This window comes from Peribacillus sp. SIMBA_075 (assembly GCF_046534585.1).
The window spans coordinates 50,629-72,209 of record NZ_JAWRYN010000013.1 but is presented as its reverse complement, the minus strand read 5'-3'; the positions used below and the strand labels follow the sequence as shown (position 1 = coordinate 72,209).

The window sequence follows — 21,581 nt, the reverse complement described above, 5'->3', positions numbered from 1 at the left end:
TATCCCCTTTCAATAATAAGGTGTGGTTTGGATTAGCTTACGCTATCTTAGTAAGTGCTTTTTCTATGCGTCTTAATGCTTCCTCAAGTTCCCCTTCGGACATAGCACATGAAATTCGAATGTTGTGCAAATAGCTAGGGCCAAATGCTATTCCTGGTGTAACTGCTACCTTAGCTTCATCCAGAAGATAATTGGCAAGTTCAATTGAATCGAAATTGCGAAATTTGATTTCTGGAAAAACATAAAAAGCGCCTTCAGGATGAGGACATATAACACCCGGAATTTGATTTAGATAAGTCACTACTCGATTCATACGTTTATCATATATGCCACGCATGTATTCTACTTCTTCCTTAGCTTCCTTAAGAGCTACGACTCCTGCTTTTTGGATAAATGCGGGAGTGCATGTGGCGAGATGCCCTTGTATATTTGAAGCAGCGGAAACAAGTTCATTTGGCAATGCCAAATAACCTAACCTCCATCCAGTCATTGCATGCCCCTTAGAAAAACTTTGCACTGTAATGGTTCGATTTTCAAGACCAGGAATACGCGCAAGCGAAGTAAATTGATGTGTTCCATAAACCAACTTTTCATAAACTTCATCTGCAATAATAATTAAGTCTTTCTCTATCACAACATCCCTAAGATTATGGAATTCCTCATTAGTTAGTACTCTACCAGTTGGGTTATTTGGGTTATTTACAATAATGGCTTTTGTCCGCTCAGTACAAGCAGCATCCAGTAAATCTTTTGTAAGTTTAAAATGATCATCTGGATTTAAATCTACTGAAACTGCATGTCCACCAACCATAGTTATTAACGGTTCAAAGCTTACCCATGCTGGATTGATAACCAATACTTCGTCACCAGGATTTATTATGCTTTTTAAAGCAACATATAACGCTGGTTTCCCCCCCGCCGTTACAATAATTTGGGAAGGGTCATAGTTGACTCCATTTTCAATTTTTAACTTTTGAGCGATTTCATTACGTAACTCTGGAATTCCATTATTGCTTACATAGTGTGTCATCCCTAATTTTATGGCCTTTTCTGCTTCTTCAATAATCATTTTTGGTGTATTAAAGTCTGGATCTCCTCCAGCCAAATTAATGATATCGTGACCTTCTTGTTTAAGAAGCGTAACTTTATTTAAAATTGAAAGAGTTTTTGACTCTGGCAATGCTTGTAGCATCGTAGCACTTTGCAAATTCATACATCTCCTCATATTTATCAGGATAAATTTTTTTGTGATATTTTCGGTATTGACCTTAATATCACTGCTTTTTAATCTAACTTCTGACTGACATTCTTTTTCAACCTAAGTATGGTTTCGTTTATAAGCACTGCATCCTAACCATCTACTACGAAAATGACAAATCCTTTGTTATTCTTAGATGGACTTTAACATACCCCCATCAACTAAGAAGGAACTTCCTGTCATATATGTGCTTGCATCTGATACCAAGAATGTCACCACATTGGCAAACTCTTCTGGAGTTCCATAACGCTTCAGCAGGATCGTTTCTTGAGATGCTTTTGCCACTTCTTCACGTGTAGTGCCCAGTTTATCGGCTTTAATTTGATCCAGGAATGCCACTCGGTCTGTTGCAATTCTACCCGGTGCAACCGTGTTAATCAGTATATTAAATGGAGCTAATTCCTCAGCAAGAGTTTTAGTTAATCCTACAATTCCTAACCGAAAGGTATTAGATAGTATAAGTCCCGGTATAGGTTGCTTAATTGATGAAGAAGCTAGGTTGATAATGCGTCCTCCTTGTTTCTTGAGATGTGGTAAAGCTTCACGAATTAAACGGATATAGCTTAACAAATTTAATTCAAATGCCTTTTCCCAATCTTCATCGGAGAATTGTTCAAACTTACCACTAGGAGGTCCTCCTGCGTTATTAATTAAAATATCGATTCCATCAAATGTCTCAGCCGTTTTCCTAACTAACATACGGATATCATCTACATTTGTAATATCAGCCTGACAATATTCAACCCTTCCTTTACCCAAAGAGTGAAGTTCATGCTGTAATTCTTTTAATTTTACGCTGTCCCTGCTTGTTAGCATGACGTTGACGCCTTCCTTGACTAGTTGTGTTGCAATAGCCTTTCCCAGTCCTTGGCTTGATGCAACAACAAGTGCAGCTTTATTTGTAAGATTCATTTCCATTGTCAGTTACCTCCATTAATCTTTAAATCTTTTACATGATTAACTAGCTTTTCAAACCCATCGATATGACATTCTATGATGTCACCATCACGTATGACGACAGCTCCTGGAGTACCAGTAGAGATGATATCACCAGGTAATAATTTCATAACTTTAGAGTGGAAAGATACTAAATGCCAAGGAAGAAATGACATGTTAGAAACAATGTTTTTCCGATGAACCTCTCCGTTAATAACGGTAGAAACATTTAAATTTACTACTTCTTCAACTTCTTCAGGTGTAACCAGGTGAGGACCAAAACTAAAAAATGTATCGAAACTTTTCGATCGAGTCAAATATCTTGGATTTCTCTGTAAAATATCTTCTGCTGTCATATCAATAATGGTAGTAAAACCAGCAATTACATTTGGGGCATCTTCTTCAGAAACATCTTTACACTCCTTTCCAATTACAATTCCAAGCTCTGCTTCTCCTGTTGTTCTCTCAGATTGCAAAGGAATTTTGATCGTATCATTGGGACCGATAATCGTAGTATCCGGTTTAAGAAAGCTTGCAGGTTCTGTATTCGGTGCTTTTTCGTTTAAATCAGCTGCATGCTCTACATAATTCAAACCAATACCCCAAATTTTTCTCGGCTGACGATATAGAGGTGCATACTCTACTTCTTGAAAAGGAATTAGAATTTCTCCTAGTTCTGCGACTTTTTCTTTTCCTTCTGAGTAATACCATTGTTTAATTCCATCTAATTGGCTAGAAGTAATTATTTCAAATAAGTCTGTTGACCATTCCATATTAAAATTAGTATTTAAATCTTCTATCAACAAAATTCCTTCATGAGCTACAAGCCCAGCCATTTCTTCTCCATTTCGTTGAATTGTTGCTAATTTCATAAAATTCCTCCTTTGTTTTTTATGCAGATTTACTTTTTAATAAAATACTATGGTCTGACCATAGTATTTTATATATTTTCATAATAAACAGACATTTAATATTTGTAAAGTATTTATTTTTTAACTGATTTGTATATGAGTCGAGATAATAATGATGTTTTACTTTTTTTAAAAGCAGTAACCTTCTATCGAATTACTGATAGAAGGTTATTAAAGTGGTCAACATTATTTTTTGTCCACTCTTTGAATTTATAATGAGGGAATGGGCTATATTCAAATATCCGCCCATTCCTTCCTTTCGTAAGTTAATTATTAAACATTTTCATTAATAATTCCGTAATGTCTTTTATATAAATATAATTAATTACAATGGCAGGTTCTTAAAATTGAAAGCAGCCAAGTACTTTTTACCCTTGGCTGCTTTTAAGTGGTCACCTTAAAATGTTATATAATTTACAATATTACATTGCAAGTTCAAAAATACATTAAATAAAAGTTTTACAAAAAGAAGAAGTTATTATGGTCTTACCTTTTAAAAAGAAAAAAACTAAAGCTCATTGTTCCAAATTTTCTTTTCATTTTTTTCGAGATGATCAAGCATTGCTAATCGAGCTTCTACTGCATCCCTTTTCTTTAAGGCATTAAGGATTCGTCCATGTTCTTGGTGAGTCTCTTCCAAATATGATTTTGATAACCTCTTGGATTGATTCTTACTGACTTTTAAAGCTTCTAAAAATGTTGGAGAAATCATATCAAATATGGTTTGATAGATAGAGTTTCCAGAGGAAATAATAATTAAAGAATGAAAGCGATAATCCTCTTCTATCCCAATTCCTCCATTTCGATTCACTTCAATCAATTCTAAGTGGGCATTTTCAATTGATTCCAGTTGCTCGATAGTAGCTCTTTGGGCTGCTAGTGCAGCAGACTCTACTTCTACTCCTCTACGGAACTCAAGAATTTCTTTTAGCGTTTGTTCTTCCATCATAAGCTTCTGGGTGATGGGTTCAATAAAGGTACTACCATTTATCCCTTTCAATATACTGCCAACCCCTGAACGCTTTTCTATAATCCCTTTAGCTACAAGAACACTAAGCGCCTCTCTAATAGCTGTTTTACTTACCTGAAAAATTTCTACGAATTCATTTTCAGTAGGGAGCTTATCACCCGGTTTCATATTTTCTTCCTGAATATACTGAATAATTTCAGAGATAATCTCTTCATATAAATTCTTTTTCTTAATATTTTTAAGTACCAATCTTATCACCTCTTTATTACTTCTAAGATAATATGCTTACCCCATTTTAAAGTATCATTTATTACTAATATTATTATACTATATAATCATATATAATTTACATAACAGGTAAAGAGGAATGGATATATGTAGGGATTTATAATCCAATTATGGTATTGAGAATATCTGTAGTAGTTTTTTTAAAAAAATGCACTTCATAAGTACTTTTATTTTATTTGATTAAATCTATAAAAGTGAATCATAACTCGATTTAGTCAGCAATTAATTAAATAATATTCATTCAAGTGTTAATGATCTAATAGCCAGGAGGTTTAATAAGTGAAAGGTAATAGAAGTTATAAAATTCAACAGCCCCCCAAAATGTATCAGCAGGTCATAACTCAACTTGTTGAATATATTGAATCCGAGCAACTATCTGAGGGGGCCAAAATTCCTACAGAACGAAATTTAAGTGAATTATTAGGGGTCAGTCGTTCATCCATCAGGGAAGGTATTAGAAGTCTTGAACTTTTAGGATACCTCGATTCGAGACAGGGAGAGGGAACTTTTGTATCTAATTCACCTCCATTTTTAATTCCATCACAATTAATAAAACAACAGCTGGACCACACATATCTACAAAATTACTACGAGGTATTTATTATGTGTTCCGAGCAGATTGTCTCACTATCCCTCTCTCTTGGTTTATCAAATAAGGAATTAATTGAGTACACATCAGTCCTTAAATTCACAGGTGATTTCTGGTCTGATTTCCCAAAATGGATAGAATACATTGCTACCGGTTTGCAAAATCCATTTTTCCTTTCCTTATGGTTAAATAATTATAGCGTATTAGAAGAAAATAATTATTTTAGTACCCTTAAATTGAACATTCAATTTAATGTCTTTTTTTGCTGTTATTTAGAAAGAAATGAGACAAGATTAAAGGAATTATTTCATGAATTATCCAAGTAAAACGAACCCTCCAACCTAATATGAAGGAAATAAGATTAACCTTTACTTAAGACAAGTGATCATAAGGTTAATGAATCAATTTTTTACATAAGAGAAGCCCCATCTTCTCATTCTGAAGAGGGGGTTATTGCATACCTTTAGTTGCAAAGAAAGAAAGCTGCCTTATTAACTCCTTTTAATAAAGCACCTGTGGTTGAATCAAAACCTTTCAAGACTCCCCAGTAATGAGCAGACTTTTTCAACATTTGGATATGATTATGAGAAATGGGAATTAATTGTATCTTCAACTTTCTTTAACATACCTTTATATGAGTCTTCATCAAGGTAACCAATACTTCCGAATAGTAAATGTTCCACAGGTTCGATTCCAGTGAAATCGAATATCCCAATGTCGGAGGTAACTTTCAAGCCTGCTGTCATACCCACCTTATCGTAAACCTCGTTAGGCGCTCCATGTGTATTGATAATAAACCCCTTTTTACCTTTTAATAACTTAATTACACCTTCTTCTCCAGCAGAATAAGCAAACCCAAATGCAAATACTCGGTCTACATACCCTTTAAGAATCGCTGGAAGACCAGTCCACCATATAGGGTAAATAAATGTTATAACATCTGCATCCGTAATAAATTCTTGTTCCGTTTTAATATCATTTGGAGTATTTCCTGCTTTCATAGCTGCTGTATCTTCTGGTTTCAGTACAGGTTGAAAATCAAGTGCATATAAATCACGGACAACAACTTCATGACCGTTTTTCTTTAATGCATGAACTGCTGTTTCCAAAATAGAGTGATTTAAGCTTTCAGGGTTTGGATGTGCATAAACAACTAGGTGCTTCATTTCAAATATCCTCCAATTATTTTATAATTTTCATTAGATTATTAGGCTTTACCTAATATTATAGTGTTAGACATTTTTTTAAAGTAGTCATTTTCTTATAACATAGTCACAAATTATCAATCCCAACAAAGGAAATGGAGTTCGTGGAATGTAAAAGGCATCCTTTATGAAAAAAAGAGGATTTATGTACTATTCAACGGTAGCTGATTCAGATATTTTTTGTATACAGGAAATATCATTACAACAGACCAATGAAGTTAGAACTAGAATACCATCACGTGAATAATATTCATCAATACTAAATTAGAATTATTACCAATAAAGCCAATGGTTTTCTACATCATTTGCTCCCTTATTTAGTTTTCCGAGTACTGATATTACCTCTTTATTAGCTACTCTCTCCTGCCATTTAGTTACAATGACATCTGGGGACTTAATAAAAAAACAGTCAAAAATGACTGCTCTCCTTTATGGTTATAGTGTGACTGAACAGGATCCAATTTCATTTCCTCCCCAGTTTAGTGAAAGCTTGTCTTGATCTGAAAGAGGACCGACGCCACTTGGAGTTCCGGTAAAAATAATATCTCCTTTTCCAAGCCCAAAATGCTCTGCTGTAAACTCGATTATCGTTTGCAAATCAAAAAGTAAGTCTTTAATATTTCCGACTTGTACACGCTCTCCATTTTTTAAAAGAGAAAAATCTAATTGTTCACATGCTTTGACACCCTGAAATGGAATAAAGTCACTAACAACAGCTGAATTTTTAAATCCTTTAGCCAAAAGCCAAGGATGCTGTTTTTGCTTTAACTGTGCTTGAACATCTCTAAGTGTTAAATCCAACCCAATGGCCATAGCATCAACTATTTCATCTACTTTCATTCCTGTTTGGAACTGCTTTGCGATATGTATGACAAGTTCTGTTTCATAGTGAATGGAACCCTGATTACTTGGCAACGTAATTAACTGGCCATTTGCTTCTGCAAGCGAATGAGTTGGTTTTGAAAATAAAAAAGGGGAAGTTGGTATTTCATTATTTAATTCTTTTGCATGTAAAGCATAGTTTCGACCTACACAATAGATATTTTTAATGTCTTTCATTATTAAACTCACTCTTTTCTTTAAATGTAATTTCATGCTAAAAAATGTAATGATACGATAGTAACAGGAACATACTCTAATAATCTTAAATATATTTTATATTTTTCTGACTTTTTATACAACCGTCCTAACTATTAAAGAAGACCAAATTGAATAACATAATTCGTTCTATTAAGTATGTTCGACGATGTAGGATTTATATTCTTTCAAAAAGTAAAGGCCATGGTTTCTAAGTAGAAGCGATGCATATATTTAAAATGAAGCAGACTCCCCATAGGGGGAAGCCTGCTCAAAGTCTTAAGAAATTGTTATTTCCTCTTGTTTAACAACTACGATTTCTTTTTTTGTGAAGCATTCCCTCCGACTTGGCTACAGTCAGCTTTTCCACCAACCACTACCCCTGACCCTTCATGTAGTGTCATAGCTTCGCTTGTTATACGAGATTTACGTCCCGCCCGTACGTCCTACCCTAGCTACTGATATAATGGATTCTATTAAAAAAGGTCAACCAGTAACTTTACTGGTTGACCTTATAATGCAAACGCTCCCGTTAGTTGCATAAAATATAAAGAATTTACATAGAAATTTAATAATTATTTTTTAGAAATTCCTTAATCTCATCGTTAATTTTCAGAAGGAAAATGCCCCATATCAAAAGGTTTTAAATGCGATTAATTATATATGATTTCTTTTGCCATTTTATTTAACCTGCTTTCAGGAAAAAAAATATCTTTATTCCCTGCTATGATTAAAGTAGGTGATTATAATTTATTAGTTCCTTCTTCTCAGTCAATTTGGGCATTCCTTGTTCGAGTTTTATGTATTTAAGTATATCCCCAATAATCCGTTTATCCACTTCTTTCATACTGTTAGCCGACATAATGTTTGTAAGTACAGGAAATCGACTTGATTATGTTGAAAATTTTCTTAGCGTACAAAATTTCCGAAATGCCGGCGGTACCCCATGCACATCAAGCTAAGCTTATGTAAAATCAATTTCAGCTTAAGAGCTTTCTATTTTCTGAAGACTAAGTATAAATTATTTAAAGGTTCCACAAGAAATAACCCTAAAAGATTAAACAAGATTCGAGAATTGTACAAATGAAATTTGATTTATTTTCAAAGTTTCGATTTTTATTTTACTTACTGTCCAGGGATATTCATTTGTGCTCCTCTCTCATCACTTCCTAGATGGACTCCAATGAAACTTTTGATTGTTCATCTCTTTCAACTTATATCTCACCAGCACAAACATTGTGCCTTTATTTCAAAGGGCACAGTTTTTAACACCATATATTTGTCTTAAGAGTACTGCTGGATTACAAAAAAGTGCTTATGGCACTTCAAAGTGCGTACTTCTCAAGTGTGGTTCCTTGATGCAAAATAACAGTGAACAAAGCACAGTACAGAAGGAGATGTAACACTATGAATAATGAATCTCAATCAACACGCAAAGTCGCCTTGGTCGTAGGCGCAAATGGTGTCATTGGTCGTAACCTCATTGATTACCTTATTACTCTTCCTGATTGGGAAGTTATTGGCGTATCGCGTCGGGGCGGAGAGTCTGTCGGCAGTGTCCGGTATGTAGCTGCAGATCTCCTCAATATAGACGACACCCGCAAGAAGTTAAGTGGTTTAACTGAGATAACACACATCTTTTATGCCGCCTATCAGGAGCGTCCAACTTGGGCTGAACTTGTTGCGCCCAACCTCGCCATGCTAGTAAATGTTGTAGAAGCGATCGAACCAATCGCGGCGGGCTTGAAACATGTCAGTTTGATGCAGGGATACAAGGTATATGGTGCACATCTCGGCCCGTTCAAGACCCCAGCACGTGAGACAGACGCTAACCATATGCCGCCCGAGTTCAATATTGATCAGCAAGATTTCTTAGAACAAAGTCAAAAAGGTAAGGCTTGGACTTGGTCAGCGCTCCGCCCTTCTGTTGTCTGTGGCTTTTCGCTTGGAAATCCGATGAACATCGCTATGGTTATTGCGATCTATGCCTCAATTTCGAAAGAGCTTGGACTTCCGCTGCGGTTTCCGGGCAAGCCGGGTGCTTACGACAGCCTCTTGGAGATGACAGATGCGGGACTTCTCGCGAAGGCAACAGTATGGGCGGCGACCGAAGAGCGTTGTGCCAATCAGGCATTCAACATCACGAATGGCGATCTGTTCCGCTGGAATGAATTATGGCCGAAAATCGCTAACTACTTCGGATTGGAGACGGCGCCTCCGCTGCAGATGACACTGGACGTTGTCATGGCGGACAAGGAGCAGCTTTGGAGCAAAATGGTCGAGAAACATGGGCTTACTCAGCACTCCTATAAAGAAGTATCTTCCTGGGGATTCGGTGATTTCGTGTTCTCTTGGGATTACGATTTCTTCGCCGATGGAACTAAGGCCCGTCGCTTAGGTTTTCACGAATACGTCGATACCGAAGTGATGTTTATGAACATCTTCGACGACTTCCGCAAACGCAAAGTCATCCCATAAACGAAAAGCCGACCTTATTAGGTCGGCTACTTAAATGTCATATACATCTTCAAGCTGTGGATTGGCCCGAACGGTAGCCCTCCCCCCATACTTTCTCTCAATATGCGAATCCCCCCACCTACACATCAGATGCAGGATTTCCTTTAGACTCCAGCCATATTCCGTCAACTCATACTCGACTTTTGGTGGAACCTGATTATAAGAAATGCGTAAGATGACGCCTTCCTCATTAAGCTCCCGAAGTTGCTGCGTTAACATTTTTTGAGTAATTGCGGGTATCAAGCTTTTCAATTCGCTGTTACGTTTCTTGCCAAATGTTAGATGAAAGAGAATCACAGGTTTCCACTTTCCTCCAATCACCTCCAAAGTTGCCTCTACCGCAGTGTTGTAGATCTTTTCAGGTTCCTTCATTACACGCCTCGACTCCCTTTTCCTAATTTTTTTATACCTCTCATTTTCGATAGCAAATTCAATGTAACTGCTCCCTTATTAGGGTCTCAACCGTATCGTCATCAAGATAAAATTAAAACACCCCAAAACGAATAAAGAGTAATTTTATCTGTAGAAATCTTAGAAAAAAGCGCCCCTTCAAATGAAGCCCTGTACATGTATAATATCAAAATTTTTATGCACAATAAAAAAAGTTGAAGGATAACCCTTTAGTAAAAATAATGAAGGAGACTTTTAAATTGACACAAAAACAACAATATCAGCAAGCTATAAATGCAGCTCAAAAAGCCCAACAGGCTGTACAATCTGCTCAAGCTAATGAGAATTCACAACAATTCCAACAAGCACAGCAACAGCTTGAAAAAGCTCAACAACAACTTCAAGAAGTTCAACAATCTTGGTTCTAGCTCCATCTACATAAAGTAACGTTCTTGCTGCATCAAAATGAAAAGATTCACTTGATGAGATTAAAGAAGTTGGATTAGTGAAATATGCTATAGTGCTTTCAATAGTTCTGGGCTCCCGGATGGAATAAATAGGGTCTCTTAATGTTTTTAACATAGTCATAGACTTGAAGCATTCCAGTTATTACATCGCGGATTTTTTGCGTTTTGTGCCTGTAAACGTCAAGTAGCCAAAAAAACGATGAAAATGGTGTTATCGGGACTACCTTGTATTTGCTTTCCTTTTTATTGGTACCTTGAATAAGGGAGGTACATCCATGGAGCAATGTAAGACTTTGTCTAATTCTTTTTTATTTGTTACATCACTATTCATGATGGTACTCCCCCTGGCTCTTCAAGGTATATTAGAGAACATCAAAAAAGCTTCAAGATGATTCCATTGATTATTCTGATTTTTAGTTATAATAACCCATCTTAAACTAAACTGTCCCGATAGGCATAAAGAAAGTACTAATGGATGGAGGTTAAAATGATTATTTAACAGCAATGCTTCTTCTTCAGTAAGTGTATCAAATCTACCCAACACCATTTATTATCCGAATCAGCTAAACGTCGTAAGGGTATAATATTTATTAATTTAAAATTGTTCATTACCGTAAAAGTACGAATCATATGAACACTCCTATTTTATTGTAATTAAACAGTAGTTCTTTGCCTCTCATCAGTTTCCAACTAGTCACACCTTTCTTACATATCAAACCAGTTACAGTTAGGTTGTTTTAACACTTTTGAAACTTCCTAAACATGCGTTGGGGCCTTTCAGTTTCAGATGAGTTTCTGTTCTTTAATTAATTTTTTCTATTAAATTGATTTTCATTACGGAAAAGTCAAAATATTCCTAAACTGATAAACGGTAGAGCAATTCCCATGATTGGGAACTAACCCTCTCACACCTCCAGCGTTAAAAAAAATCAAACCCAATCATAGAAAAAATTCCAAATTAACAGCAAAACGCCAAATGAGCCGTTACTCGATGTAACATGCATTTAAAAGGGAGAATAAGGATGATTACATACTGGATCATTTTACTGGCCATCGCGGTAGGGATTGTTTTTATCGCAGAAAAAATGAAACAACCGTACCCTACATTTCTTGTTATTGTTGGGTTGTTAATAGGGATTTTACCTATTCCCGGCTTGGCTGATATCAAGAGTTATGCTGCAACTGACACTGTATTCCAAACTACAGTCATTTTAATCTTTTTATCAGCTCTATTAGGAGATGCAGCACTTAAACTTCCGATTATGGAACTAAACCGGAGTAAGAAACCTATCCTATTACTTTCATTTGTAGGAACATTCTTGACGTTTTTAATCGTTTCTTTTCTAATGTACTTTTTACTGAACCTTTCTCTACAACAGGCACTAACCTTTGGAGCATTGATGGCTGCCACTGATCCTGTTTCCGTCCTTAGTATTTTCAAGGCTCTAGGTTTGAATAAACGGTTATCCATTATTGTCGAAGGAGAAAGTTTAGCGAATGATGGAGTAGCCGTTGTGTTATTTAAAATTGCACTTGTGACCACTGTTTTAAGTCTAGCAGGTACTTTTGAGGCTTCCATTGAGTTCATAAAAGTAGTTAGTGGAGGTATCGTTATCGGTGGAATAGGCGGATTTATCGCTTCCCATATTACGTCCAAAATCGACAATTATTTGATCGAAATCGGTCTATCCCTGGTTCTCTTTTATGGTGCATTTGATCTTGGGGAACATTTTCATGTTTCAGGTGTGATCTCAGTCGTGACAGCAGGTTTAATCCTCGGGACCTATGGGAAAAATATCGGAATGTCTGACCTGACACATGAGAAAATGAATTCCTTTTGGGGAATTGTTGCCTTCCTCTCAAATGCACTGATTTTCTTATTGGTAGGGTTAGAAGTCAGTAGCATTAATTTTTTAGATAAAGGATGGTTAATTATTGGGAGTATTTTAATCGTACTCCTGGCTCGATTTGCTGCCGTGTATATCAGTCTTGCTTTTGATGAAAACATCCCAACTTCCTGGAAGCATGTAATTGCCTGGGGAGGATTAAAAGGTTCGCTTTCTATTGCTCTTATATTAAGTGTTACACCGGAGTTTGAAGGGCGGGAGCTGCTTTTAGCGATGACGTTTAGTAATGTTGTATTTTCTCTATTAGTTCAGGGAACGACACTCAAAAAATTAGTCGCTTTTGTCGGCGTGAAATAGGATATATAATAAACGTCTAAACTTCAGTTACTTATCCATGGGAAGAACTCCAGAATATCTCCTATTAGTGGTGTACTCTTTATTTTCAAGATATATGCAGGGCGAATTAGATCTTTAACAGTTGCATTTGAAATAACTATGAGGCATAAACCGGATACTATCCATCGGCCGAAAGGAAAAATAATGATTGGATAATCAAAGATATCAGGAGTGAGATAAAAATGGGAAGACAACAATATGGAGTTGTTGGTTTAGGAAGATTTGGTACTAGTGTTGCTCGACGATTACAAGAGGCTGGACATGATGTTTTAGGAATTGATGTTAATGAAGAACGAGTAGAAGATGCTGGGCCTTACGTAACTCATGCAGTCGTGGCGGATACCACGGAAGAGCAAACACTTAAAGAAGTCGGAATTCGGAATTTTGATTGTGTAATCGTAGCAATTGGGAGTGATATGCAGTCCAGTATTTTAACCGTTTTGCTTCTAAAGGAGCTGGGTGTAAAAAAAGTAATCGCGAAAGCTATAGGTAAGCAACATGGACAGGTTTTGGACAAAGTAGGGGCAGATTGGATCATCTATCCTGAAAGAGATATGGGAGAGCGTGTTGCAAATCAGCTCTTATCACCAAATTTATTGAACTATATTGAACTGTCAAAAAAATACAATATAGAAGAAATATTAATCCCTTCAAGAATGGCTGAAAAAAGTCTGCGGGAACTTGATATTCGTGCTAAATATAATATCAGTGCCATTGCCATCGTAAGAGGAGGAGATATTATCATTTCCCCATCTCCAGATCAGATTATTCATAAAAGAGATTTATTAGTGGTGATCGGGGACAAAGAGGAACTAGCCAGATTTTCAGGTGAAGAATAACAGTGTCATGCTGAACACATTAAGATGTTGTCAGTGGGCTTAAAGGGTTATATTTTCTTTCTATTATGATCTTTACTTAACCTAAAGTTCAAGTACCAAGATATAAGATAGGATGGACGATATAATTCCTAAGAAAAAGGAGATAACTATGCTACATTCAAGTAAAAAACACCGTAGGTTTAACATTATTAAACTTCACCCAGCACATATTCTATTGTTTGGTTTTTCAGGGTTAATTTTTATTGGAACGTGTTTATTAATGATACCTGCGGCTACTAGGGACAGGCATCATCTCAGTTTAATTGACGCCCTTTTTGAATCTACTTCTGCTGTATGTGTAACGGGATTAGGAGTTGTGGACACTGGTACCACGTTTACATTGTTTGGACAGATCGTTTTGCTCATTCTAATTCAATTGGGTGGCTGGGGATTTATGACCAGCAGTATACTGATGTTTATTATCATAGGGAAAAGGATTGGCTTGAAACAAAGATTATTGCTTCAAGAGTCTTTGAACACGTTTTCCGTTCAAGGGGTAATCAAACTAGTTCAACGAATTATTATCATTACGTTAATTATTGAAACCATAGGTGCTGTTGCTCTCGCCATTCGCTGGTCACAGGAAATGAGTTGGGGAAAATCCGTTTATTATGGAATATTTCATTCTATCTCGGCTTTTAACAACGCAGGGTTTGGCTTAGAACCTGATAGCTTGAGTAAGTGGGTAGGCGACCCAACTATAAATCTTACTATTACTATGTTGTTTATGCTTGGGGGAATCGGATTTTTTGTAATTACGGATATATATGAACAGAAAAAATTAAAAATAAAAAGATTATCCTTACACACCAAAATTACGTTATTATTTACCTTACTGTTAAATGTGGTGAGTACTATTATCATTTTTGGCTTAGAATTCAATAATTCTGCTACATTAGGAACATTGGATATAGTGGATAAATGGTGGGCTGCTTATTTTCAAGGAGTTGTACCCCGTACTGCTGGCTTCAATACAGTCGATATAAGCCAACTTACATTAAGTTCTCAAGTATTTATGATGGGATTAATGTTTATAGGGGCAGCTTCAGGGTCAACAGGTGGCGGAATAAAAGTAACGACTTTTGCTTTGTTACTTTTTGCCCTATGGGCAGTCATAACCAATAAGGAAGATATAAGCATTTTTAAACGAAGAATACCAAAATCTCAGGTGTTTAGAGCTTTATCAATTGCTGTTTCTGGGGTAATATTTATTTTTATTATTTTGTTTTTACTAACTATAACAGAAAAAGGGGCTGACATGTCCAAGATAGTATTTGAAACGGTCTCTGCTTTTGGAACAGTTGGATTAAGTGCTGGATTTACTGGGGACCTAAGCCCTATCGGACGTATTTTGATTACAATTATGATGTTGGTGGGCAGGATTGGACCTCTGACTATGGCGTTTGCAATTGCCATTCATTCAAATGATAAATCAAAAATTCGTTATGCAGAAGAAAAAATCTTAATTGGATAAATGTTAAGTAAAAAGAGGATATACATATGCTCTTTTCAGACTGTAGACAAACTCGATAAATAATTGAGTTTGTCTACAGTTTTTTTGAGGTTTTGTAAAATTTGAACGTTGATTTCCATTACAGGCACTCGCTTTCGGGCGGGCCATCCGCCCTCGGTGCCCTTTACGCCTACGGGGTCTCGCTTGTACACGGTTTCCCCGCAGGAGTCTAATTTCAATCAACTTTGGTTTAACACGAAGATAGCACCCCTTTTGCCAACAGTCTTTACCACAGATACCAGGAATTCTAATTATAACGAATTAAGAATTTTTATCTTGAAAATGGTAGAGCAAGAAGTGCTGTTTTGCGAGAAAATGCGGTGTATACGGCATGTCGTTTCGCAGCCAAGAAACGATAGTGCCTATCAATGCTGAAGATCCGTGCCAAATTGCTATATCCTTTTGAATTCCTGCTTTATAAAAGTAAGAATCATTTCCCAAAACATCTAACCTTGCAGTTATTATTTCAGTTAGCATATTTAACAAGCGTTCAGTGAAGATAGGTACCCTCTTCGAACCTAATATCACTTTATAAAATTTAGCATGTTTAGCAATATGATCAAGCATCCGCACCAGCATTACAAAATCCGTATCGTCGGCAGTACCCTCGTTCACAGGCTGACTGTTCACAGCGGGCTGAATATCTTCAATCATATCATCAGCCATTTTTTCTAACATATCGGGTATATCCCGATAATGGAGGTAAAACGTAACACGGCTAATTGTAGCGCGCTCCGCTATGCGGCTAACAGACATTCTCTCAATATCCATTTCCTGCAGCAAATCAATAAAAGCCTCTTTTATTAAAAGCCGCGTACGAAGAATTCGGGGATCTGTATGACCCTTGTAATTATCCATCATTTTACTTTCCTTTCTCCTTGGTATTAAAATATACAATTTCTTTAGGTAATGTACTATATTCCTCAAATAAACAACACAATTAGGTTTAGTGTAAACTAATTTACATTTTGCATTTTATTGTAAATTGTAAGAACGGGAATTCCTAACTATAATCTGTTTTATGCAGTGTTAATTATCTTACACATTGTAAAATAAATCTAGTGAGAAATAGAAAGGAAGTTTGTAGGTTGAGTAAAGGTATCAATACAACTAGTAGGTCGATTAAAAAAGGACCTATCTTGTTCATTATGATTTTGGGGGCTTTTCTAGCCACGCTAAATCAGACAATCATGAGCGTTGCAACCCCAGAACTAATGGTTGATTTTAATATTTCGGCGGCAACTGCACAATGGCTGACAACTGGCTATTTGCTAGTGAATGGTATTCTAATTCCTATCACAGCGTATTTCATGCGAAGGTTCACCACCCGCCAGCTTTTTCTAGCTTCGATGCTAATCTTTCTTGCAGGTACGATCGTATCTGCTGTAGCAACAACCTTTCCGGTTCTTTTGACTGGGCGCATGATTCAGGCAGCGGGAGCTGGCATCATTATGCCACTACTTACGAATGTCATTTTCACAATCTATCCTCCCAATAAAAGAGGTGCAGCCATGGGAATGGTAGGCTTTGCGATCATTTTTGCGCCTGCCATCGGTCCTACTCTAGCAGGATATATCCTGGAAAACTATGAATGGGAATTAATGTTCTACGGCATGATTCCGTTTACCCTTTTGGTGATTATCTTCGGCTTTATTTACCTGAAGAACGTCTCGGAACAAGTTATCACCAAGATGGACATTATAAGTGTAATCCTTTCTACTATAGGGTTTGGTACTCTGTTATATGGCTTCAGCCGAGCCGGCAGTGTAGGCTGGTCCAGCAGTGAAGTGCTTGTATCTATTGCCGTAGGAGTCTCAGCACTTGGACTTTTTACCCGGAGGCAGTTAACTTCTCAGAATCCCTTGTTGGATCTGCGGGCCTTCAAGTACAATATGTTCTCCCTTACAACCATTATCAACATTGCGGTTACCATGGTTATGTATGCAGATATGATGTTGCTTCCACTGTACTTGCAAAGTGCACGCGGCTACACAGCTTTAGAATCCGGATTGTTACTTCTCCCCGGTGCGCTTGTGATGGGATTCTTAATGCCTATTACAGGTAGGCTGTTTGATCGATATGGTGCAAAATGGCTGTCCATAATTGGGTTAATAATTACGATTATTACAACTATCGGATTTATTGATTTGACAGATTCAACTAGCTATACCTATTTAGTTCTCATGTCTACGGGCCGTCGAATTGGAATGGCGCTGATGCTTATGCCTATTCAAACAGCAGGTTTAAATCAATTGCCTTCAAGCTTGACTGCTCATGGTACAGCAATATCCAATACCATTAGGCAAGTAGCAGGCGCAGTTGGTACTTCCCTTCTTGTAACAGTAATGACGAACCGCACCGAAACACATTTTAAGGAAATGATGTCCACTGGCGGAAATATGGCAAGTCAAAAACAAATGATAACAGAAGCCACCATTCAGGGCATTAATGATGCTTATGTTGTAATTATCGGAATTGGACTAATTGGATTAATTCTTTCGTTTTTTATAAAACGTGTGGGGCAAGTCTCTGAGGAAGATTCTGGTGCTAAAATACAAAAAGTTATGATCAAAGAGACTTAAGAAAGCGTAATGTAAATCACTGAATGAAAAATAAAGAATTCCGAACAATTTATTAGTGATCATGCTTGTAGTGAATCTGTTCTAAATATTCATTGGTAGTATGGGATTAGCTATGTGATTTAATCATCTATAACTGAGCAGACATCATGTCTATAGTTGTTTCCCTGTATATTGAATAGAAAAGTTTATTTGCTATAAGCATGATTATTTATGAATATGTATCAATTTTGAAGGAGGAATAGTATGAAATAAAAAAGTGTTTTATATCAATAAAGAAGCCCTTGAATATAGATCGCCAAAAACTTTCCATATTAAAAGAAACACTTGATCTTAAGTGGGATGAAACGGAAGTTTAGCTTCCACATACATATTTGTTACGATTTCCTGTTGTCTTGTCAAATTCCGAAGGTCTAAAAACTGATTTCCTCTAATCTTATGAGGTTCTAAATCCACGTCCAGACCAACTACCTGAATTCATTATTTTTTCTCCGCTACTAATTAACCAGCAGCCCTAGTACTCCATGTAGTGTCATAGCTTCGCTTGTTATGGCCGATCTTATCATGCGAACGTACCTGTTAGAGGAACATAGACGCATATATCATAAACTAATATTTAACAAGGCTCCCACCGAATACATCTATCTCACAAAAGAATAAAGTCAATATTAACAGGTTCAAAACCATCTGCTCGAAGTCATGAGTTAATCTGTCCTCGATGATACTGACCTTGCAATGCTACGACAGAGCCCTAATTTGATATTTGCACCTTCAAGCACCTTTTGGATTCGGTTATTCTGTCTTTCACGGTCCACCGATTCTTAACCCCTGATTCCCGTATATTAAATGAGTCCATTTGGTACCCTATTATATCAAAATATCCCAATGTTAACTAAAAAAAGTAAGCGGCCAATATTGACCGCTTACAGGAATTTTTTAATTATATTTTCTTTTGCTTCATTATACTTATATTGGTAAATCGGTCTCCCTATGGTTCCATAATGAACTTGAACATAAAGAGCATCCATGTCACTCAAAAATTTTAAATACTTTCTTACCGATACCCTTGAGATGCCGACACGGCCTGCGATCTCTTCAGTTGAAAACGGAGACCCACCCATGCTTTGTGCTGTTTCCCATATTATTTGTAACGTACCTTGTGTCAATCCTTTCGGCAGTTCTTCTGCCATTACTCTTGGATTCTTGTGAAGGATTTGCCGATCTAACTCCTTTTGACTTAATACATGCTGATTTTTCATAAACATGAATTTCTCTCGATAGGCTGATAAAGCTTCATTAAATCGGTCAAATTCAAAGGGCTTAATTAAGTAATCAACTGCTCCGTACCGCAGTGCTGTTTGAATCCTATTCATATCCGAAGCAGCTGTAATAAAAATTACATCTGCTTTCATCCCTGTTTCCCTTATAAGCAACAACAAATCCAATCCATTCATCCCAGGTATAAAAATATCTAGTAAAATTAAATCGATTGTCTGTTTCTCCAATAGGTTTAAAGCTTCATTTACAGAAGAAACAACAGACACTAGCTGAAATCCTTCTACTTGCTCCAGGTAGCGTTTGTTAAACTCCGCTACCATCGGATCGTCCTCTACGATGAGCACACGTATCATTCTGTATCACCCTTGCAATCATATGGTATATAAACAACAAATCTCGTTCCTTGAGATGGCTTAGAGGAGATTTCTAAATCTCCACCAAGCCTTTCCAGGCTTTGACTGACTAAAAAAAGTCCTAATCCCCTTTCTTTTCCCTTAGTAGAAAATCCTTTATCGAACATATAATCTTGCGTTCCCTTTTCCATCCCGACTCCGGTGTCCTTTACTTCGATTGTTAAGATATCCTCTCCGTAATCAAAATGCACTTCTATTTGCTTACGCGGACAGCTTGTTAGTGATTCTAGAGCATTGTCGATTAAATTCCCCAATATTGTAATTAGCTCGTGGGACATATAAGAATTAAGCGGCTCAGGCACTTGACGTTCGCTCGTTATATTTAACTCCGCATCGGCTTCACGAGCATGACTTAATTTTCCTATCAGAAATCCTGCCAGGACAGGATCTTTTATATTTCTGGTTATAGCATCAATTTCATTGTTTCGATGATTTACCAATTCCTTTATATAATTTGTCATTTGATCATGATAACCCATATGTGACATTCCTAAAATAACATGCAGCTTATTCATAAACTCATGAGATTGAGCACGGAGCGCCTCTGCATACGAACGTACCCCAGTCAATTGTTCAGCCAGTTGTTGAATTTCTGTTTTATCACGGAATGTCGAAACAGCTCCCACTATCTTGTCATTTAAAAAAGTCGGCACACGGTTTACCACCAAAGTGATACCGTTTAAAACCATCTCTTCGTCTAACTCTGTTTTCCCGGTCTCCAATATCCGGCACAGTCTTGAGTTCGACAAGTATTCTTCCAGTTTCATTCCCAACGGGTCTTGAGTTAACCCTGCCTTATTGAATAAACGTAAAGCCGTTTTGTTTACCAGTGTAATCCGGGACTCCTGGTCAACGGCTATAATTCCCTCCCTTACTGATTGCAAGATAGCATCTCGCTCTTGAAATAACTTAGCTATAGCAAAGGGCTCCAGACCAAAAAGAATTCTCCTGACATACCTTGCCAATAGTATAGCACCTAAAATACCCGCTGCTATTCCAAATAAGGTTCCCGTATAGGTATTTTTTCGACCTTGACTTACTGCTTTTTGAACGTCATTTAAGGAAATACCTACCGCTACAACACCTAGCTGCTTACCCTTACGGTCGAAAATTGGTGTAAAGGAACGAAGGGATGTCCCTAAAGTGCCCTTTGATACAGAAATATGTTCTTTTCCATGTAAGGCAATCGTCTCATCCCCGCCGACGAATTGCTTTCCTATCTTGGCAGGATCGGGATGCGACTTACGAATTTTATTCATATCCATCACCACAACAAATTGTACATTAGTAAGACGGCGGGTTTCCTCTGCAAACTCTTGAATAGAACTTTCCTTTTCTTGCTTACCCAAAGTTTCCGTTACAAGTTGTGAATGTGCTACCATACGCGCCACATTGGTTGCTTTTTCTTCCTGATCCTTTTCTATGCTCGCCGCTATTGTTCTACTGATTAGTAAATCAGTCACGAGCAATGAAAGAGCTACTACACTACAAACCAATATCGTTATTGTCGCTTGTAGGCTCCATTTTCTTCCTTTCATAATTTCTCTCCCCACTCTCTTGGAACCCATGGCACTGTATCCCTTTGCAAGCTGTCATTTACCAGCATTTTCATAATCCTGAATATTTTTTTGTTAGCCATACCTAATTGGCCTATAGCTTCAATCATATTAGTATACCCACCAGCAAAATAATACAAAAGTGGTAAAACCTAAAGATTTATAAGTCTTATAACTAGACTGTTTTCACATACTTTGTTGCTATTTACCAGGTAGTGAGTTGTGGTTGATTTCCCCTCCAGATGCTCGCTTTCCGCGGGGCGGCGGTGCTCCCGCAGTAGTCTCGAACTTCCGCTCCAATCAACTTTAAATAGTTTCGTTTTAATAACAACAGTCTTTACGAAAAGAGCCTATAAATAAAAAGAGGCGAATCATCTACATACGGCAGATGATTTGCCTCCTTTTACTTTAAATCGACTTTTTCAATCCCCTTTTTACCATTTGAGGATTATTGAGTTGGTTGCTTAGTTAATGATTCTAAAAGAATCAAACAATATCATTTCCAAGCTTTAA

Annotated in this window: 17 protein-coding genes and 1 pseudogene; 7 read left to right on the top strand and 11 right to left on the bottom strand. The window is 36.9% G+C overall.

Going from position 1 to position 21,581, the window contains the following annotated elements:
• Positions 1–37: 37 nt before the first annotated feature.
• The 4 genes from SB775_RS12265 to SB775_RS12250 form a co-directional block, all read right to left on the bottom strand.
• Entirely contained in the window at positions 38–1,207 is a 1,170-nt protein-coding gene (locus SB775_RS12265) for a pyridoxal phosphate-dependent aminotransferase (protein ID WP_410861755.1), read from the bottom strand.
• A 183-nt stretch (positions 1,208–1,390) separates the two neighbouring features.
• Positions 1,391–2,176: an SDR family oxidoreductase gene (locus SB775_RS12260; protein WP_318684132.1), complete on the bottom strand. Its 786-nt coding sequence runs from the start codon at positions 2,174–2,176 to the stop codon at positions 1,391–1,393.
• A gap of 2 nt (positions 2,177–2,178) precedes the next feature.
• Positions 2,179–3,066 (bottom strand): fumarylacetoacetate hydrolase family protein, encoded by an 888-nt coding sequence (locus tag SB775_RS12255; protein WP_410861754.1) that lies wholly within the window; start codon positions 3,064–3,066, stop codon positions 2,179–2,181.
• 547 nt (positions 3,067–3,613) lie between these two features.
• The gene (locus SB775_RS12250) at positions 3,614–4,324 is read right to left on the bottom strand and encodes a FadR/GntR family transcriptional regulator (protein ID WP_410861753.1); all 711 of its coding nucleotides are present in this window, start codon (positions 4,322–4,324) and stop codon (positions 3,614–3,616) included.
• A 318-nt stretch (positions 4,325–4,642) separates the two neighbouring features.
• Here SB775_RS12250 and SB775_RS12245 point away from each other — a divergent pair, with 318 nt between their 5' ends.
• The gene (locus SB775_RS12245; protein ID WP_410861752.1) at positions 4,643–5,278 is read left to right on the top strand and encodes a FadR/GntR family transcriptional regulator; all 636 of its coding nucleotides are present in this window, start codon (positions 4,643–4,645) and stop codon (positions 5,276–5,278) included.
• A gap of 255 nt (positions 5,279–5,533) precedes the next feature.
• On the opposite strand, the gene SB775_RS12240 is transcribed toward SB775_RS12245, so the two are convergent.
• Positions 5,534–6,118, bottom strand: coding sequence for an NAD(P)H-dependent oxidoreductase (locus SB775_RS12240; protein WP_318684140.1), 585 nt, complete (start codon positions 6,116–6,118; stop codon positions 5,534–5,536).
• 474 nt (positions 6,119–6,592) lie between these two features.
• A complete protein-coding gene (locus SB775_RS12235; RefSeq protein ID WP_410861751.1) occupies positions 6,593–7,216 on the bottom strand; it encodes a fumarylacetoacetate hydrolase family protein in 624 nt (207 codons plus the stop codon).
• Positions 7,217–8,641: 1,425 nt separating this feature from the next.
• Here SB775_RS12235 and SB775_RS12230 point away from each other — a divergent pair.
• Positions 8,642–9,712 (top strand): SDR family oxidoreductase, encoded by a 1,071-nt coding sequence (locus SB775_RS12230; protein WP_410861750.1) that lies wholly within the window; start codon positions 8,642–8,644, stop codon positions 9,710–9,712.
• A gap of 30 nt (positions 9,713–9,742) precedes the next feature.
• Here SB775_RS12230 and SB775_RS12225 read toward each other — a convergent pair whose 3' ends face one another.
• Complete coding sequence (locus SB775_RS12225; protein ID WP_125163385.1) at positions 9,743–10,123, bottom strand: winged helix-turn-helix transcriptional regulator; 381 nt, start codon at positions 10,121–10,123, stop codon at positions 9,743–9,745.
• Positions 10,124–10,401: 278 nt separating this feature from the next.
• Here SB775_RS12225 and SB775_RS12220 point away from each other — a divergent pair, with 278 nt between their 5' ends.
• The 4 genes and pseudogenes from SB775_RS12220 (at position 10,402) to SB775_RS12205 (ending at position 15,203) form a co-directional block, all read left to right on the top strand.
• Positions 10,402–10,569, top strand: a complete 168-nt coding sequence (locus tag SB775_RS12220; RefSeq protein WP_155727332.1) for a hypothetical protein — start codon at positions 10,402–10,404, stop codon at positions 10,567–10,569.
• Between the two features lie 1,061 nt (positions 10,570–11,630).
• A complete protein-coding gene (locus tag SB775_RS12215) occupies positions 11,631–12,812 on the top strand; it encodes a cation:proton antiporter (protein WP_410861749.1) in 1,182 nt (393 codons plus the stop codon).
• A gap of 185 nt (positions 12,813–12,997) precedes the next feature.
• Positions 12,998–13,690, top strand: a pseudogene (locus SB775_RS12210) (potassium channel family protein); the annotation flags it as partial.
• A 148-nt stretch (positions 13,691–13,838) separates the two neighbouring features.
• Complete coding sequence (locus SB775_RS12205) at positions 13,839–15,203, top strand: TrkH family potassium uptake protein (protein WP_089363442.1); 1,365 nt, start codon at positions 13,839–13,841, stop codon at positions 15,201–15,203.
• Between the two features lie 300 nt (positions 15,204–15,503).
• Here the strand turns inward: SB775_RS12205 and SB775_RS12200 are convergent, their stop codons facing one another.
• Positions 15,504–16,100, bottom strand: a complete 597-nt coding sequence (locus SB775_RS12200; RefSeq protein WP_410861748.1) for a TetR/AcrR family transcriptional regulator — start codon at positions 16,098–16,100, stop codon at positions 15,504–15,506.
• 290 nt (positions 16,101–16,390) lie between these two features.
• On the opposite strand from SB775_RS12200, the gene SB775_RS12195 reads away from it, so the two are divergent.
• Positions 16,391–17,824 carry a DHA2 family efflux MFS transporter permease subunit gene (locus SB775_RS12195; protein ID WP_410861795.1) on the top strand — a complete coding sequence of 478 codons (1,434 nt, stop codon included), beginning with the start codon at positions 16,391–16,393 and terminating at the stop codon, positions 17,822–17,824.
• A gap of 920 nt (positions 17,825–18,744) precedes the next feature.
• Here the strand turns inward: SB775_RS12195 and SB775_RS12190 are convergent.
• The 3 genes from SB775_RS12190 to SB775_RS12180 are packed head-to-tail and all read right to left on the bottom strand — an operon-like array spanning position 18,745 to position 21,178.
• Positions 18,745–19,452, bottom strand: a complete 708-nt coding sequence (locus SB775_RS12190; RefSeq protein WP_089363443.1) for a response regulator — start codon at positions 19,450–19,452, stop codon at positions 18,745–18,747.
• Positions 19,449–21,050 (bottom strand): DcuS/MalK family sensor histidine kinase, encoded by a 1,602-nt coding sequence (gene dcuS / locus SB775_RS12185; protein ID WP_410861747.1) that lies wholly within the window; start codon positions 21,048–21,050, stop codon positions 19,449–19,451. Before dcuS ends, SB775_RS12190 begins: the two co-directional genes overlap by 4 nt.
• On the bottom strand, positions 21,047–21,178 hold the full coding sequence (locus tag SB775_RS12180; RefSeq protein ID WP_410861746.1) for a hypothetical protein: 132 nt from the start codon (positions 21,176–21,178) through the stop codon (positions 21,047–21,049). The genes dcuS and SB775_RS12180 overlap by 4 nt, the downstream gene beginning before the upstream one ends.
• Positions 21,179–21,581: the final 403 nt, after the last annotated feature.

Bases quoted from the DNA above. Each gene is read 5' to 3' on its own strand.
- SB775_RS12230 (WP_410861750.1), top strand. From the start codon at position 8,642: ATGAATAATGAATCTCAATCAACACGCAAAGTCGCCTTGGTCGTAGGC.
- SB775_RS12200 (WP_410861748.1), bottom strand. From the start codon at position 16,100: ATGGATAATTACAAGGGTCATACAGATCCCCGAATTCTTCGTACGCGG.
- SB775_RS12235 (WP_410861751.1), bottom strand. From the start codon at position 7,216: ATGAAAGACATTAAAAATATCTATTGTGTAGGTCGAAACTATGCTTTA.
- SB775_RS12180 (WP_410861746.1), bottom strand. From the start codon at position 21,178: ATGATTGAAGCTATAGGCCAATTAGGTATGGCTAACAAAAAAATATTC.
- SB775_RS12255 (WP_410861754.1), bottom strand. From the start codon at position 3,066: ATGAAATTAGCAACAATTCAACGAAATGGAGAAGAAATGGCTGGGCTT.
- SB775_RS12225 (WP_125163385.1), bottom strand. From the start codon at position 10,123: ATGAAGGAACCTGAAAAGATCTACAACACTGCGGTAGAGGCAACTTTG.
- SB775_RS12195 (WP_410861795.1), top strand. From the start codon at position 16,391: ATGATTTTGGGGGCTTTTCTAGCCACGCTAAATCAGACAATCATGAGC.
- SB775_RS12205 (WP_089363442.1), top strand. From the start codon at position 13,839: ATGCTACATTCAAGTAAAAAACACCGTAGGTTTAACATTATTAAACTT.
- SB775_RS12260 (WP_318684132.1), bottom strand. From the start codon at position 2,176: ATGGAAATGAATCTTACAAATAAAGCTGCACTTGTTGTTGCATCAAGC.
- SB775_RS12190 (WP_089363443.1), bottom strand. From the start codon at position 19,452: ATGATACGTGTGCTCATCGTAGAGGACGATCCGATGGTAGCGGAGTTT.
- SB775_RS12240 (WP_318684140.1), bottom strand. From the start codon at position 6,118: ATGAAGCACCTAGTTGTTTATGCACATCCAAACCCTGAAAGCTTAAAT.
- dcuS (WP_410861747.1), bottom strand. From the start codon at position 21,050: ATGAAAGGAAGAAAATGGAGCCTACAAGCGACAATAACGATATTGGTT.
- SB775_RS12215 (WP_410861749.1), top strand. From the start codon at position 11,631: ATGATTACATACTGGATCATTTTACTGGCCATCGCGGTAGGGATTGTT.